Source organism: Thalassospira sp. MBR-102, from assembly GCF_040549275.1.
Lineage (GTDB): Bacteria > Pseudomonadota > Alphaproteobacteria > Rhodospirillales > Thalassospiraceae > Thalassospira > Thalassospira xiamenensis.
Window position 1 is genome coordinate 605,498 of sequence record NZ_JBEPTC010000001.1, and the last position, 14,945, is coordinate 620,442.

General features: G+C 57.4%; 17 protein-coding genes and 1 tRNA gene. 4 read left to right on the plus strand and 14 right to left on the minus strand.

All coding sequences use genetic code 11. The annotated features are described in order from the left end of the window. The first annotated feature begins 35 nt into the window (after window positions 1-35). Window positions 36-1,838 (plus strand): Na/Pi cotransporter family protein, encoded by a 1,803-nt coding sequence (locus ABIE64_RS02940; RefSeq protein ID WP_354376605.1) that lies wholly within the window; start codon window positions 36-38, stop codon window positions 1,836-1,838. Window positions 1,839-1,872: 34 nt separating this feature from the next. Here ABIE64_RS02940 and ABIE64_RS02945 read toward each other — a convergent pair whose 3' ends face one another. After that, window positions 1,873-2,331, minus strand: a complete 459-nt coding sequence (locus tag ABIE64_RS02945; RefSeq protein WP_354376606.1) for a GNAT family acetyltransferase — start codon at window positions 2,329-2,331, stop codon at window positions 1,873-1,875. A 198-nt stretch (window positions 2,332-2,529) separates the two neighbouring features. Further along, window positions 2,530-3,180 carry a hypothetical protein gene (locus ABIE64_RS02950; protein ID WP_354376607.1) on the minus strand — a complete coding sequence of 217 codons (651 nt, stop codon included), beginning with the start codon at window positions 3,178-3,180 and terminating at the stop codon, window positions 2,530-2,532. A 211-nt stretch (window positions 3,181-3,391) separates the two neighbouring features. Here ABIE64_RS02950 and ABIE64_RS02955 point away from each other — a divergent pair, with 211 nt between their 5' ends. From ABIE64_RS02955 to ABIE64_RS02965, 3 genes are all read left to right on the plus strand, one after another. Beyond that, window positions 3,392-4,117, plus strand: coding sequence for a response regulator (locus ABIE64_RS02955; RefSeq protein WP_354376608.1), 726 nt, complete (start codon window positions 3,392-3,394; stop codon window positions 4,115-4,117). Next, window positions 4,114-5,658, plus strand: a complete 1,545-nt coding sequence (locus tag ABIE64_RS02960) for an ATP-binding protein (RefSeq protein WP_354376609.1) — start codon at window positions 4,114-4,116, stop codon at window positions 5,656-5,658. The genes ABIE64_RS02955 and ABIE64_RS02960 overlap by 4 nt, the downstream gene beginning before the upstream one ends. A gap of 167 nt (window positions 5,659-5,825) precedes the next feature. Next, window positions 5,826-7,130, plus strand: a complete 1,305-nt coding sequence (locus ABIE64_RS02965; RefSeq protein ID WP_007090420.1) for an adenylate/guanylate cyclase domain-containing protein — start codon at window positions 5,826-5,828, stop codon at window positions 7,128-7,130. Between the two features lie 16 nt (window positions 7,131-7,146). Here the strand turns inward: ABIE64_RS02965 and ABIE64_RS02970 are convergent, their stop codons facing one another. From ABIE64_RS02970 to ABIE64_RS03025, 12 genes are all read right to left on the minus strand, one after another. Further along, entirely contained in the window at window positions 7,147-7,713 is a 567-nt protein-coding gene (locus tag ABIE64_RS02970; RefSeq protein WP_354376610.1) for a hypothetical protein, read from the minus strand. A gap of 89 nt (window positions 7,714-7,802) precedes the next feature. Continuing rightward, window positions 7,803-8,060, minus strand: coding sequence for a RebB family R body protein (locus ABIE64_RS02975; protein WP_007090418.1), 258 nt, complete (start codon window positions 8,058-8,060; stop codon window positions 7,803-7,805). A gap of 59 nt (window positions 8,061-8,119) precedes the next feature. Beyond that, window positions 8,120-8,443 (minus strand): RebB family R body protein, encoded by a 324-nt coding sequence (locus ABIE64_RS02980; protein WP_037990938.1) that lies wholly within the window; start codon window positions 8,441-8,443, stop codon window positions 8,120-8,122. 93 nt (window positions 8,444-8,536) lie between these two features. After that, window positions 8,537-8,761, minus strand: a complete 225-nt coding sequence (locus tag ABIE64_RS02985; RefSeq protein WP_007090416.1) for a RebB family R body protein — start codon at window positions 8,759-8,761, stop codon at window positions 8,537-8,539. A 235-nt stretch (window positions 8,762-8,996) separates the two neighbouring features. Continuing rightward, on the minus strand, window positions 8,997-9,242 hold the full coding sequence (locus ABIE64_RS02990) for a RebB family R body protein (RefSeq protein ID WP_007090415.1): 246 nt from the start codon (window positions 9,240-9,242) through the stop codon (window positions 8,997-8,999). 11 nt (window positions 9,243-9,253) lie between these two features. Beyond that, a complete protein-coding gene (locus tag ABIE64_RS02995) occupies window positions 9,254-9,553 on the minus strand; it encodes a RebB family R body protein (protein WP_354376611.1) in 300 nt (99 codons plus the stop codon). A 126-nt stretch (window positions 9,554-9,679) separates the two neighbouring features. Further along, window positions 9,680-10,015: a RebB family R body protein gene (locus ABIE64_RS03000; protein ID WP_007090413.1), complete on the minus strand. Its 336-nt coding sequence runs from the start codon at window positions 10,013-10,015 to the stop codon at window positions 9,680-9,682. Between the two features lie 202 nt (window positions 10,016-10,217). Further along, window positions 10,218-10,541: a RebB family R body protein gene (locus ABIE64_RS03005; RefSeq protein WP_007090412.1), complete on the minus strand. Its 324-nt coding sequence runs from the start codon at window positions 10,539-10,541 to the stop codon at window positions 10,218-10,220. A gap of 230 nt (window positions 10,542-10,771) precedes the next feature. Beyond that, complete coding sequence (locus tag ABIE64_RS03010; RefSeq protein ID WP_007090411.1) at window positions 10,772-11,986, minus strand: RNA polymerase sigma factor; 1,215 nt, start codon at window positions 11,984-11,986, stop codon at window positions 10,772-10,774. A 259-nt stretch (window positions 11,987-12,245) separates the two neighbouring features. Then, window positions 12,246-12,893: a RodZ family helix-turn-helix domain-containing protein gene (locus ABIE64_RS03015; RefSeq protein WP_354376612.1), complete on the minus strand. Its 648-nt coding sequence runs from the start codon at window positions 12,891-12,893 to the stop codon at window positions 12,246-12,248. Beyond that, a complete protein-coding gene (locus ABIE64_RS03020; protein WP_354376613.1) occupies window positions 12,893-14,647 on the minus strand; it encodes a hypothetical protein in 1,755 nt (584 codons plus the stop codon). The genes ABIE64_RS03015 and ABIE64_RS03020 overlap by 1 nt, the downstream gene beginning before the upstream one ends. Window positions 14,648-14,844: 197 nt before the next feature. After that, a tRNA-Thr gene (locus tag ABIE64_RS03025) sits at window positions 14,845-14,920 on the minus strand. Window positions 14,921-14,945: the final 25 nt, after the last annotated feature.

Below are 14,945 nucleotides of genomic sequence, written 5' to 3' on the forward strand. Positions count from 1 at the left end.
TGGCATATCAATAGTTTATGGCAGGTTCCATGCCGATGTCATCCCTTCGCTTATCCGCCTTTTTATCTGCCCTGACGGCTGTTTTGACCGTCCTTCCGATGCGCGGCATCCTTGCGGCAACCAATGATCCTTCGGTGCCGGATTTGCAGTTGGGCTGGATGGCGATTGGCCTTTTGGGCGGCCTTGCCCTTTTCCTGTATGGCATGGATCATCTTGCAACGGCGCTTAAAACGCTGGCCGGGGCAAGGTTGCGTGTGATCCTTGCCAAAATGACCCGCAACCGTTTTATGGCCGCCCTTTCTGGGGTGGCGATCACCGGGCTGGTGCAATCGTCGAGTGTGACAACGGTTCTTGTGGTCGGCTTTGTTTCAGCCGGATTGATGAGCTTTGCCCAATCCATTGCTGTGATCATGGGGGCCAATATCGGAACGACCCTGACGGCGCAGATTATCGCCTTCCGGATTGATGCCGTCGCGCCGTTGATGATTGCGGTCGGCTTTAGTGTCATGACGTTTTGGCGTGATCGAAGCTGGTCACTTGGCGGTCGTGCCCTGCTGGGGCTTGGGCTGTTGTTTTTCGGTATGGGCATGATGAGCGAGGCGATGGAACCGCTTCGCACCTACGACCCCTTCATCAATCTGATGGCGCAGATGACAAACCCGTTTTTGTCGATTGCGATTGCCGCGGCCTTTACCGCCCTTGTGCAATCAAGTTCGGCAACGACCGGCATTGTGATTGCCCTTGCCGGGCAGGGGCTTGTGCCGCTCGAAGGGGGGATTGCCCTGATCTTCGGGGCGAATATCGGCACCTGTATCACGGCCCTTCTGGTGACGATTGGCAAGAATCGCGATGCAATGCGCACTGCCCTTGGTCATGTGTTCTTTAACGTTGTCGGGGTGCTGATCTGGCTGCCGTTTATCCCGCAACTGGCCGGTTTCGTCCATGCCGTGTCGCTGGGCGAGGAGGGTGGTCAGGTCGACATCGCGCGTGAAATCGCCAATGCGCACAGCATTTTCAACATTGCCAATGTCGCGATCATGATCGGTTTCGTGCCGTGGATTGCGCGTCTGATCGAAAAATGTGTGCCGGTGCGTGATGTGTTCGAACCGCCGCTTGACCCGGCACCAAAATTTCTGGTCACTGAAATCGCCAATACCCCGTCTGCCGCCCTGATGCTGCTGCGCAACGAAGTCATGCATATGGGCGATATCGTCTGCGATGTTGTGCGTCGCGGGCGCGCCGCGATGCAAAACCCGACACCGGCAAAACTTGAAAAAATCGCCGAACTGGATGACGGTATTGACAGCCTTCAGGATGCGATTGCGCGTTTTTCCGGAAAACTTCGCCATTCGGAGCTATTGCCATCCGATCAAAACCGGCTTTTGAACAAGCTCGCGATCAGTAACCACTTGGAGGCCATCGGCGATATCGTCAGCGAGGAATTGACCGATCTACTTGGCAGGCTTCTGGATGAACGCAGCCTGCCGTCAATCGAAAGCCGCGAACAGATGGCCGAATTATTCGCCATTGCCGAGCATTGCCTGAAACAGTCCCTGACCGCCTTTGCCAGCGATGATGCCGAAGCCGCCAAGGGCGTTTTGGCCCGCAAGGCGGAATTCATTGAGAAAATGGAACTTACCCTGCGCCGGATCAGCGACGATATCGGCCCGCGGGACATCGATATCCGCCGTTATCGCACCGAAGTCGCCCTAGTCGAACGCATCAACCGGATTTACGAGCGCGCACGCCGTATCGCCCGTGCCTCGCTGGCGATTACACAAGATGACAGGAATAGCAATCCCACCGAACAGCGGCCCATCCCGGAACCGAAAACTTGAATAGTCTGATGATTTAGCTTGTCGGTTCGGGGCGTTATCGCCCGCGGTCAGCGGGCGGGATATCTATATCTTTTTGCATGACCGTGACATCAAGGGCCCGATAGCCAAGATGGCGGTAGAAATCCTGCATCGCGCTGTTTTCCGACCGTACCATTAGTTGCATGCGCCAGACGCCGTGTTCACGCAGCCAGTCTTCGCCGATGGCAACCAGCTTTTTGCCAAGCCCGGTTTTCTGATGGCTTGGTGCAACCGACAGATAATAAATCCAGCCGCGATGCCCGTCATGGCCGACCATCACGGTGGCAATGATAACACCGTTGATATCTTCCCATACCATCAGCGTCGAATTGCGATCCGAGAGCGCAAAACGCACATCCCATTCCGGCGGATTATAGGGCCGGTAAAGCCCGGTTTCCTGCCAGAGTTTGGTGATTGCGGGAATGTCGGTTTCAAGGGCGGTACGAGGGGCGTGGGAAAGGTGGGTGGCAGTCATGATGCAGCTTCTTGGTTCCTAAAAACGCAGAATGATCAGGGATCGAAGGCGCGTCAAACCAAAAGTCATGCAAATATAAAAAGTGGCGCCCCCGGGGAGAGGGGGGCGCCAGTGTTGTCCGGGCTATCGGTTGGGTGGGGGAAGGACCCGGACAGTGGGAGTTGGGTAGAAGGGAAGTCCGTGTTCTGAAAAAGCCGGTTAGCTGACCGGGCGACCGGTCACGCGGCTAAGCTCCATTTCGCGAACGATGTCGCCGGCCTTGTTGGTGATGGTCGCGATATAGGTGCCGTGCGGCGTTTCCTTGATTTCGCCCAGCGTCAGTTCACCGCCACCAAACCGGATCACCATGGCATTTGCCAGAAGGGTCATCTGTTCGGTGGTAAAGCGACGGTCAAAGCGGTCCTCCGCGTCCGGTTTGGGCATCATGCGGTGCATGTCACGCATTTCGTCGCGATCCGGGCGGCCCGATTTGGCATCGAAACTCACGGTATCGACAACATCGCCGTTGGCATTCAGCAGGGTGACTTCGATTTCCTCGCCGTCATCGACCGATTTGACATCGCCGGTTTTAAGCTCCGTCGTGCCGCGACGCAGAAGCATTGCATCGACTAGAATTTTGGCTTCCTCGACCGTCAGCGGAGTGCTGCGGCGCATGCCATGTTTGCCATACATGCCTTTGTGGTGGTCGCGGTCATGATCGCGGAATTTCGGGCCATCGCCACGGTCATCATCGCTCATCTGCCAGGGTCGATGATCGCCGCCCGATGCAAGCGCGGTGGCGATGGGGGTTGCGACAATGCTGGTCGCGATCAGGAGGGATGCGATTTTAAGTTTGCTGTTACGGGTCATGTGGGCCTCTTTTCGTTGGGGGACGTTTTGTTTGGCTGAGGCCTTTATGAAGCTGATTTGTCGCGAAATGATCCCGGTAAACCGGGGAAATGGTCGCAATGTTTACCAAAACCGGCTTTTGCGACAATCTGATACAAATTGCTGTTTTTGATGGGGCACCGGGCGCGATAAGCTGGGATCAGATAATCTTTGGAAAGACAGGCACAGCTTGATGAGTGATCCGGCCCATATTCTCGTTGTTGATGACCACCGCGATATTCGTGATCTGCTGGGGCGCTATCTGCGCCAGCATGAATACCGCGTGACGCTGGCGTCCGACGGGCGCGAATTGCGCAAGCTGATGGGGGAGAATGTTCCGCCCGATCTGATCGTGCTCGATCTGATGATGCCTGGCGAAGACGGGTTGAGTCTTTGCCGGTGGCTGCGCGAGAATTATGATGTGCCGGTTGTGATGCTGACCGCGCTTGGCGAGGAAACCGACCGGATCATCGGCCTTGAAATGGGGGCAGATGATTATCTGGCAAAGCCTTTCAATCCGCGTGAGTTGCTGGCCCGTATCAAGGCGGTGCTTCGTCGGGCGCAAAGTTTGCCAAGCGGGCGGCGCGGCCAGAAGACCGGGGGTGAAATTGCCTTTGATCGCTGGATACTGGATCGCACGCGTCATGAATTGCGTGACGAAAACGATGTTGTCGTGCCGCTGAGTGCTGGTGAATTTGCCCTGTTATGCGCCTTTGTCGATCACCACAATATGGTGCTGAACCGCGACCAGTTGCTTGACCTGACCAAGGGGCGCGAAGCCATTCCGTTTGACCGCAGTATTGATAATCAGGTCAGCCGCCTGCGCAAAAAGATCGAGCCCGACCCGAAGAACCCGACCCTGATCAAAACCGTTTGGGGCGGGGGATATATGTTTACCTGCGACGTGGTGAAAAAATGAAACTGCGCGGTTTCATTTCCCGTTTATGGCCAGAAACCCTTGTCGGGCAGCTGGTGTTGCTGATCCTTGGTGCCGTGGTTCTGACCCATGTGGTGTTGGGATTGCTTTTGGCCGAAGAACGGCGCGATGCGTTGTTAAGCGAGCGGCGTGGCGGTGCATTGGCACGCGTTGCTGCGATTTCGCGCATTCTGGCGGCAACCCCATCGGAAAACTGGCGTGATGTCCTGAAGGTCGGCCAGTCGCCGCAAAGCATCATGCGTCTGGCGGACAAGCCCGATAGCAGCCTGCCGATGTCTGATATCAGTTACACGCTGAGCGAGCGGCTTAATCAGGCGCTTGACGGTCCCGCGGTGCCCGCGCGAGTGCATATCCTGTCGGAGGATGATTGTGAGGCGGTTGAGGAGCGCGAGAAAAAGAAACACGAAAAGCATGGTGACGATGACGATGATGATGATCGCGACAAGAAATGGCGCAAGGATGACTTTGTTCGCGACGGACATCACGGGCCGCGTTTCTTTGATCACCTTGACTGTGTTGCCGCACCATTAATGCAGATCAGTGTGCCGATCTTCCCGGTGGGGGCGACGGTAAACGCTGCCGGATCGGCGGGGGCTGAAAGTGTGCAGCCTGTTGTCTGGCTGGAAGCGCGGATCAATGGTGTTGCACCGCCGCCGCGTGCGGTTTTGCAAAATATCCTGCGTATTGTTATTTCGGCGGTCCTGATCGGGATCATCGCGTTTTTCCTGGCGCGTCGCATGACACGGTCCTGGGCGGTTCTGGCACAGGCCGCCGACCGGGTGGGGCGTGGTGATTATCCCGAACCGGTGCCCGAAGATGGCCCGCTTGAAATCCGACGGGCGGCCAAGGCGTTCAACCGCATGACCGCAAGGCTGAAACGTTTTGTCGAGGATCGAACCCGGATGCTGGCCGCGATTTCGCACGATTTGCGCACTCCGATCACGTCTCTTCGGCTGCGGGCGGAATTTGTCGAGGATGCGGAAAACCGGTCTCGGATCATCGAGACATTGAATGAAATGGAGCAGATGGTCGAAGCGGCCATGACCTTTGCGCGCGAAGAAACCGCGAACGAGGCGACCCGCAAGATCGATATTGCCGCCCTGATCGAGGCCGCGGTCGAAGACCTTGCCGAAACCGGGCGACCGATCCGGTTCGTGGGTGATGGCGCACCACGGGTTTATCCGTGCCGTCCGCTTTCGATCAAGCGGGCGATGGGCAATCTGATGTCAAATGCCCTGACATTCGGCGATCATGTCGACGTATCGTTGAAGCCCGCCGATGATGGCGGCATGTGGATCGAAGTCAGTGATGACGGGCCGGGAATTCCACCCGATCAGCGCGATCAGGTGTTCGAGCCGTTCTTCCGGCTTGAATCCTCGCGCAATCGTGAAACGGGTGGAATTGGCCTTGGTCTGGCGATTGCCCGCACCGCGATCCGGGCGCATGGCGGCGAGATTTATCTGGAAGATGCGCCGTCTGGCGGGCTTCTGGCGCGGATTTACCTTCCGCCGATTGCGCAGTGATCCCGGGGTCTTGGGCAAAAGGTTTCGCTGGATTGACCGAAATTTGTCAGGAATAATATCGGTCAGTGCAGTTTTTGCGATTTTGCGATTGCGAAATCACAAGCCTGTCCCATTTATGCGATGTCATATTCATGTCATAGTCGCTTAAGAATTGGACGGAGCCCGTCATGCCGGAAAACACGAAGTCCAACAACAATGTCACGTCGCTGCCGGGTACGAACAGTGCCCTGTCTGGCGGTGGCTTTGTGCGGGCGGTCAATGACTGGCTGATGGAGCGCGCACTCGACGATACCGATATTGATGCGATTGTCGAAGGCATGGTGTCGCGGCTTGTTGCCGCGGGCATTCCGATCGAACGCGTCATGGTTGGTTTCAAGACCTTGCATCCGCTTTATGAAGGCGTTTCCTATATCTGGTCCAAGGATGAGGGCCGGGTTGAACGGTCGCTTCATCTTGATGTGCGCGAAAAGAACCCCGACTGGCTTGATAGCCCGATGAAGTGGATGTCCGATAACGATGTCACCTTCATGCGTCGCCATCTGATCGGGCCGGGGGCGATCCTTGATTTCAATGTTTTGCAGACTTTCCGCAAATCCGGCGGCACGGATTATCTGGCCCTGATGACGCCCTTTACCACGGACCGCGACAGCACGCTGGGTACGAACCGTATCTTCATGACCTATATGACGCGTCGGCCCAGCGGTTTTACCGACGAGGATCTGGCAATCCTGTCATCGATCCAGCGCCGTTTTGCCGTGTCGTGCAAAATGCGCATCATGCACGAAGAAACCAAGACGATCCTTGAAACCTATCTGGGTTCGGATGCCGGGCATCGGGTGCGCGACGGGCAGATCAAGCTTGGCGACAGTACCAAGACGCGGGCAGTGATCTGGTTTTCCGATATGCGCAATTCGACATCGGTTGCCGCCAGTGTCGGGGACGATGCTTTTCTGGGTGAAATGAATGATTTCTTTGCCGCGACGGCCGGTGCGGTCCTGAAGCATGGTGGGCAGGTCTTGCGCTATATCGGGGATGCGACATTGGCGATTTTCCCGATCCGCGAGGATGAGCAGGATCTGGAACAGGCCTGTACAGCCGCGGTTTACGCAGCAGCCGAGGCGCAGCTTAATATCGATCAGCTTAACCGCCAGCGCGAAGAAACCGGATTGCCGGCCTTTGATTACGGGCTTGGCATGCATGTTGGTGATGTGATTTACGGCAATGTCGGCGTGCCTGACCGGGTCGATTTTACCGTGATCGGGCAGGCGGCCAACGAAGCCGCCCGGATCGAACAGTTGACCAAGCAGCTTGGCAAACGGGTTCTGGTCAGTCATCAGGTGGCGAAGTTCATTTCCTGTCCGACGGAAGAAATGGGTGCCTTCGAGCTTCATGGCACGGGTCTGAGCCTGAAACTGTTTGCGCCGGACTTTACCGAAGCGTGCGAGCGTATCCAGTTAATGCAGGCGGGGTGATCCCGCCTGGCGATCATCAGGCCATACTGTCGAAATCCTTGACCACACCGCTTGATGCCGTGCCGACATTGGTAAATGTTTGCTGGGCATCGGTGACGGCCTGTGTTGCCGCCTTGATGATATCGGCATAGGGATCGGTTGTTTTTTCCACCAGCATCTTTTGCAGCGCGACACCGGTTGTGGCAGACGCCATCGACATGATGTTTCGCATGTAATCGGTGCTGTCCTGTACGGCGTAGGCGGCGGCCTGCGCGACCTTTTGATAGGCGATCCCGTTGGCACCGGGACCGGCCCCGTTCAGTACAGCGTGATTGGTGGTGCCGACGGCCTGAACGATTTGCGGGTTAAGGGCGGTGCTGAGCGGTGTGTTGTTTGCGCCTCCTCCTCCTCCGCCAGCAGCGCCACCATTCGCGGGCGGGGTGTCGCCGCCGGCAGCTTTGCCGCCACCAGCACCACCCTGGGCATCGGCCGGAGGGGAGGTTTTGTCTCCGGCTTTTTCGGGATCGGCGGCACCCTGTTCATCGGCGGGATTTCCACCAGCGGGCGGGGTGTCCTTTGGGGGATTTTCGTTTTCGTCAGCCATGACGGGCCTCATCGCGTTAACGGGTCGGTTTCAGGAGCTTGGCGCAAAGTTGCCGGACGTTTAAGGCGTGGGAAATCATGTTGGCGGCGTCAGGATTTGCCGCCGCCACCCATGCCGCCACCGGAGCTGTCGAGAATCATTTTGCACGCACTGGAGGTTACGGCATTGCCGATCTGTTGCAGTCCGCCCTGGGTTTGCATGGCGTTCTGCATCGATAGACTGATGGAATGTGCCATCGTCTGATACACGAGCCCCATTGCCTGTGCCGGAGCCTCGCCCAGAACCTTGACGTTGGTCTGCGTGACCGCGTCCGTAATCTGGGAATTTACCGGGGTGTTGTCTGCCATGTCACGCCCTCACTGAAATTTCCGGATAACACGCACGGCGCGTGACATCCGAATGCTGCCTACCGGCGAGTTGCTGCCAAAATGACCAAAAGGGTCAGAAGTGTGTTGCTGTTGTCGGATCGCGACAGCTTGGTTGTTGCCTGCGCGCCGGCCATTGTATTGACCGAGTAAAGCTGCATCACACCCATATTGGTCGCGGCCTGCGAGCACATCGAGGCCTGTTGCTGGGCCTGGATAGCGTTCTGGAACAGGATGGATGTCGAATGCGCGGCACTTTGATAGATCATGCCCATGGCATTCGCCGGGGCCGAGCCGAGAACGCTGACCGATGTCTGGGTCACCGCATCTGTGATCTGACCGTTCACTGGGGTTGGAATAGCCATTTCTTCCTCCGATTTGGCGGTCACGATGACCGTACCCGTTTTGACGCAGATGATTGATCTTTGTGACAAAAATCCTGAATGATGACCTTTTTATCAACCCGCCTGGGCTGTGATCATGGCCACCAGTTTTGAGGTTGCGGTATTGGCGACCTGTTGCATGTTTCCCTGCGTCAGGGTGGCGTTTTCCATGGCCAGACCTGTTGAATGGGAATGCGATTGCAGGGCGATCGATACCGCCTGTGCCGGGCTTTCGCCCAGCACCTTGACGTTGGTCTGAGTCACGGCATCGGTGATTTGCGGATTGACGATATCGCTCATGACGTCATGCCTTTGTCTTGAAGGTTTGTCCGCAGGTCGGGTCAGAACCGACGGAGCCGGTTAAAGTGCCGTTATTGTCCGGCCTGTCTCTGTCTTTCGTATTCGTCCTGCTGGCGTTTAAGTTCGTCGTCGGTCAGTTCGATATTGCTGTTCGGGTCTTCCGGTATTTTGGGGGCGGGAGGCGGTGCGCTCTTGAGGTCGGGGGGGCGCTTTGCTGTCCCATTATTATCCCCCCTTAGGACTTTGGGCCTTTGTCCCCGATCGCCAGCGTATTGCGGGCGCATTCCATGGTGGTCGCCAGACTGGCGACGGCAAGCTGTTGCTGTTCATTGACCATGTTTGCAAACAGCACGCCCTGTGCCTGGGCCTGCGACAGGTAAGTCTGCATGGTTCCCATGGCGGGTGCGGAGCCGATGACGGTGGTATTGGTCTGTGTCACGCCATCGGTGATCTGTTCGTCGACTTCGCGCGGGTTGCTCATCGTTTTGATCCTTATCGGTTAGGACGCGACATCATCTGTTCGATGCTTTTGGTCAGGGTGGCCATGCCGGTCATGGATAGTTGCCGCTGACCGGAAACCATGTTGGCCATCAAAACACCCTGTGCCTGTGACTGGGCCAGCATGGATTGCAGGGTGGCATAGGCCGGGCCGACACCAAGGGTGCCAACATTTACCAGACTGACAGCGTCACTGATCTGATGGGATACCTGATCCTGCAAATTTTCCACCGCGTCTGCGACGGAGGTTGCGTCGGAATTGTTGTCGGACGGGGCGGTATTTGCCGGTGCCATCGCGGTCTCCTTGGCTGGCGCGTGAACTACATCGCAATGACGGTGAGGATCGGAATTTGTGACACAAAAAAAGCCCGGCAAGCTTTTGCATGCCGGGCCGGTTCGGGCGGCGAAACCAATGAAGGTTTACGACACTGCGGTGCCGGTGGTTGCCTTCAGGGCGGACAGCAATGCAAGCATGTTGTCCGGAACGTCGCTGGTTGCGATTTTCTGCGTTGCCACGGCACCTGCCATGGTGTCGACGGAATAGACCTGAATGACGCCCTGGTTGGTTGCAGCCTGCGACGAGATGCCGACCTGCTGCTGGTTGCTGACGGCGTTTTCGTAAAGAATGCCGTGGGAATGTGCCAGCGACTGAAACAGCGAGCCCATGGCCATGGCCGGTGCATCGCCCAGTACTTTGACATTGGCCTGGGTCACTGCATCGGTAATCATGCCATTGACCGGGGTATTATCAGCCATAATCTGTCTCCTGGTTGCCTGGATAAATATGCCGGAAACCGGCCCGTTCCGCGTGGTGCGCGGCGATCAGTCATTTGACGGTGAGGATATGCCTTTGTGACGTCAAACCGTCAAAAACTGCGGGCGGAATTGCCGGGAAACGATATTGGGCGGCCGGTCGGAAAACGGGCCGCCCAATCGGGGAGGTCTTGGAGGACGGGGCTTAGCTTTTGACGGCCTGAAGGGTGGTCAGAAGCGAAAGCATGTTGTCGGGGACGTCGCTCTGGGCAATTTTCGAGGTCGCAACGGCATCGGCCATGGTGTCGATCGAATAGATCTGGATGACACCCTGGTTGGTTGCCGCCTGAGAAGAAATGCCAAGCTGCTGCTGGGCGCTGACGGCATTTTCATAGAGAATGCCCGTGGAATGGGCCAGTGACTGGAAGATCGAGCCCATAGCCATGGCCGGGGCATCACCGAGCACCTTGACGTTTGCCTGGGTGACGGCATCGGTGATTTGACCGTTTACCGGGGTCGGAATCGCCATTTCAAAACTCCTTCGTATGCTGCTTGCGGTGGAAATCCTGACGGGGTTTCTCCGTCCCGAATTCACCCTATCGACGCTGGCAATTCGGGGTTGTGACAGGACGGATGATTTTTTTTGCCAGCAAGGGGATTTCTGTAAGTCTTTTGTGGGCCGAATCTTTTTCAAGCCCGGCGTTGAGACGGGCAGAATGGCATTTGTCATTCTGCCCGTTAAACAGGTTTCACGTGCGGTTACTGGATGCCTGCGCCACGCAGATGATCGCGGGCAAGCTGAACGCGTTTACGCACGGCACAATTGCTTAGTCCGAGATTGACCGCGATATCGTCGTAGCTGCGGTCTTCGACACATCGCATCAGAAGCGGCTTGCGCAGTTTTTCAGGAAGGGCGCGTAAGGCGCGTTCAAGATGGTCGAACATTTCGGTCGCAAGAAAGGATTCCTCGGGGCTGGGTTCGTTGCGACCGGAAATCGGCGGCAGGGCGGCATCCGCGGTGCCGTGGTTTTCTTCCTTGTATTCCGCCTTTCGGCGGTTTTGCCGATGCAGATCAATGCAGGCATTGTGTACGATCCGTGACAGCCAGGCGCGGTGATTACGGATTTCGTCCATTGAATCCTCGAACTTTACCGATGCCTTTAGCATGGCTTCGGACAGTGCATCCTGCGCGTCATCCATATTGCCAGACATCAGTTTCAGGCATTGCTTGAGAAGGCTGTCCTGTTGATCCATCCAGAGCGGCCAGAAATTTGGCGCGGCCGGTTCCATACCGGGAAGGTCGGAATCATCGAGGGGATCGGATTGCCATGCCCGTGGATGGGGGGCGTGTGTTGGCGGGGTGCCAAGGGGCTGGCAAGGAGCCGGTTGTTCGAAACCGAGATTGCCCAGCAGCGACATCGCATCCTGCAGGGATCGCTGCATCTGGTCGATCTGATTGCCGGTGTTGCCCGATCCTCGCGAGCCGGGCATTCCCGGCATTCCCTGCAAGCCGGCCAGCCCGGCAAGACTGCCAGGATTGCCAAGACTACCGGCGATGATATCGGTTGGGCTTGGGCCGTTTGACGATGGTTCCAGTCCCGGAAATCCGGCCAATGGATTGAAATTCGCCGGATAACCACGTGGCACGGCAGAGGTTTCTGGCCCGGTTTGCGGGGGGGCTGTGTGGGCTGCTGCTGTTCCTTGCTGTGCTTCTGGCGGTGCCTCTGGCGTGGTGGGTGAGGCTGACGAATTGTTTTCAAAATTACTACTTTTACGAGAATCAGTATTCAATGCGGCAAGGTAGTCCGCAGCCAGTCTGGCGCGCTGTTCATCTTTGAGGTGCGACCAGATTGATGTGACATTGTCGCCTGTCCCCAATGCCTTTTCCAAGGCATCGTCTAGGGATTGGGCAAACGTGATTTCGTTTTCCGATAGTTCTGTCTGTCCCTGTTCGGTATTCTTTTCGTACTGCACTTCGGACCCCTCCTCAGAAAGATTACAACCAAAGGCTGTTTAGGTCTCTCGCGACTATTATGACGGCGCGCAGTCTTAATTGTGAAGAAAAAGAAAAATACCATTTAAGGTTGCGCAATTCTTGGCTGGGAAAGTCGCAGATGACACCCTTTAACCTTCTGTTTTAAAAGATATTTTTCAGATTTCTCGCCTAGGTCGTGGCCCACGTCCTGCGGGATCGAGTTGCAGGTCGGACTTGCAACCTTTGGCAAAAGCCGAATCATCCATCCGCCGGTGGGGCGGCGTTTGGTGGATTTTCGGAACCGGCATTGGCAGTTTGTGGTGCTGTGGGCCGGGTGTTTTCCGACGGGGCGGTTTCCGGAGAAGGTGTAGGTTGGGGAGGCGCTGCGGCGCTTGGGTTTTGCGCGTTGCTTTGCGGCGTGGCGGGAATATTTGGTTGAGGCGTTTGTGGGGCAGTGCCGGTTTCGCTTCCGCTTCCGGCAGGCTGGGCGGCCGCGGGTTTTGCATCGGAAGATGCATTTGATGCCACAGGCGGAATTGACTGTGCGATTGCCTGTTCGACCTGTCCCGCCAGATGGTTCATGCGCATGTCAATTTCCGCGACGATGATGCGGCGCAATTCATTGGCGATTTCGATCATGACCATTGCGCCCGGCTCGATCGGGGTTGATGGCGCGTTGTTGGTGCCCGGTGCATTCGGGGCGGTTGCGGCGGCTTTTGTGCTTTGGCTTGATTGTGCGTGGCTTCCCGCGGCGAGTTTCTGGTTCAAAACTTGCGCACGCGCACGGTCCGCGGCATTCGCCATGGCTTTCATGGTGGCCTGATATTCCTGATTGAAGGCCTTTTTTACCGCATCCTTTTTGCTGCTTGCCGTTTCGACGCCAGGAAAGTTCGGGCCGCTTGTCATCAGGAGGCTCCCTTGTCCGGTTTTTCGGGACTGTTGGTGGCAGTAGTGCCGGTATCGCCGTTATTGCTGTCAGCATCGGGGGGGCTGTTGGTGTTGTCAGTGATGGCGGCTTTGCCTTTTACCGATGCTGGCTTCGCCGGGGCTGATTTGGCGATATTTGTGCCTTTGTCCGGTTTGTCGGTCTGGGTTGCGTCGGTGGTGCTGTCGTTACCGGACGGTGCGGGCAGCACAAACCCATAGGCGGCAAGCCCGTCATCGTCCGGGGTATCGGTGATGCTGATCAGGCTGGTTTGCAGGTTGGATGTTGCATTGGCGATCATGCTTTCGGCGCGGCATTCGGTATCCTGGCCCGGATCGATGCAGCCGAGCATCGCGGTCGGGGTCGAGATTTTGTGATCGCCGCGCAGTTGTGCGGTGACCGAAAAGCCCGACGCAGCCCCGCGCAGGATCAGCGCGACAAGGGTTGCGCCCGATTTGCCGTCGGTGGGGGCGATGATCTGCATGCGAAGCGACAGGCTGGTTTCGGTCGTGAGAGGGACGTCACCCTGCAAGATCGGGCTGGGCAAAGCACCTGTATATTGCAGTTGAACCGGGATCGAGGTCGGGATGCTGGTGATGGCCGATGTGATGCGCAGGGTGGCGATGAACGGATCCTGCGTGCTGTCAATCGTACCGAGTTGCTGATCCATGCCAAGGCTTGCCGGAGCAACGGGTTCGGCAGCGTCCGGGATCGAAGTGCCGGAGTTGTCCGTACTGACGCCGCCCGCTGCCAGTGTTGCCGCGGCCATGTGCCATTCGCTGGACGGTAATCCACCGATGATGCTGGCCCGTGTCAGAGACGGCAGGGTTGCCGGGATATCAAGCGCCAGCCGGGCGGTGTTGATATCTTGTGGCCCTACCGATAGCGCCCATTGTCGGATATCAGCCGGGATTTCGGCGGCATCAAGCCGTGCGGTGACAATGGCATCCGTGTCGCTGCCGGTAGGGCCGGGGTTGGGCAATTGATCAAGTGTGATCGACCAGTCCGGCGTCTGGGCATTTTGGGCATTGCCAGATAGCTCGGGCAGAAGCGGGCGATAAAGATCGCCATACGTCACGCTGCCTTCGAGCCGTGTCACACGGCCGTCATCACGGATCAGGTCAACGCGATAGGATTGCGGGCCTGTGGGACCGGACATGCCGGATGTCGGGCGGCTTGGCGTGGTTACGGTATCGTCGTGATCCTGAAAGCGGGGGGGGACTTCTTCGTCGGTGAGATCGTCGTCCCCGTCGTCCCCGTTATCGGGGGTGTCGGCAGCAGTGGGGGCGGAGCCGTTAGATGATGTTTCCGGTGCCGCGTTTTGCGGGGCCGGAGCCGGTACGGTCGCGCCCGCCGTTGTGGTCAGGTTGCCGTATTCGTCGTAGCTGTAAGATGACAGTGGCGGGACCGCCTGCATCGGCTGGCCAAGGGCTTGTTCGATTTTCTGCATGGCATATTCGATCAGATTCTGGCCTTGCAGTGGTGTATGGCCCGATAGCCCATCGAGCGGCCCCGGATTGTTGCCGCCGGTCGCGCCACTGGACGGATCGGGGATCGGCGAGGCCGATGACGGGCGGGGAATGACGGCGTCAAGACCCCATTCCTTTGCCGTGTCGAAACCCAGCACATGGGCCCACGGCCAGTTATCGACGGCCGGGCTTTTGGGGCCGTTGGTGGCGGCGGGATTGCTTCCGCCATTTTCGGTGCTGTTGGGCTGTTGGTCTTTGTCGGTCATGCTGACAATCCCCTGGTTGCACTTGCGAAACGCTGCGGAGGGTGCACGCCTGCGCCGAACCGGATTTCACAAGGATTGCGACGGTTCACATGTCAAAAGGACGGGGAGCACCGGAGGTTGTGACAAAAAACGTCAAATCGCGTCCGGGGAAAGGCAGCAAAAAACCCCGCAGGGCTGTTCGCCCGACGGGGTTATAGTGGTGCTGATGATAGGATTTGAACCTACGACCTACGCATTACGAATGCGCCGCTCTACCAGCTGAGCTACATCAGCACGATTCATTTTGTGGCGCGGAAAA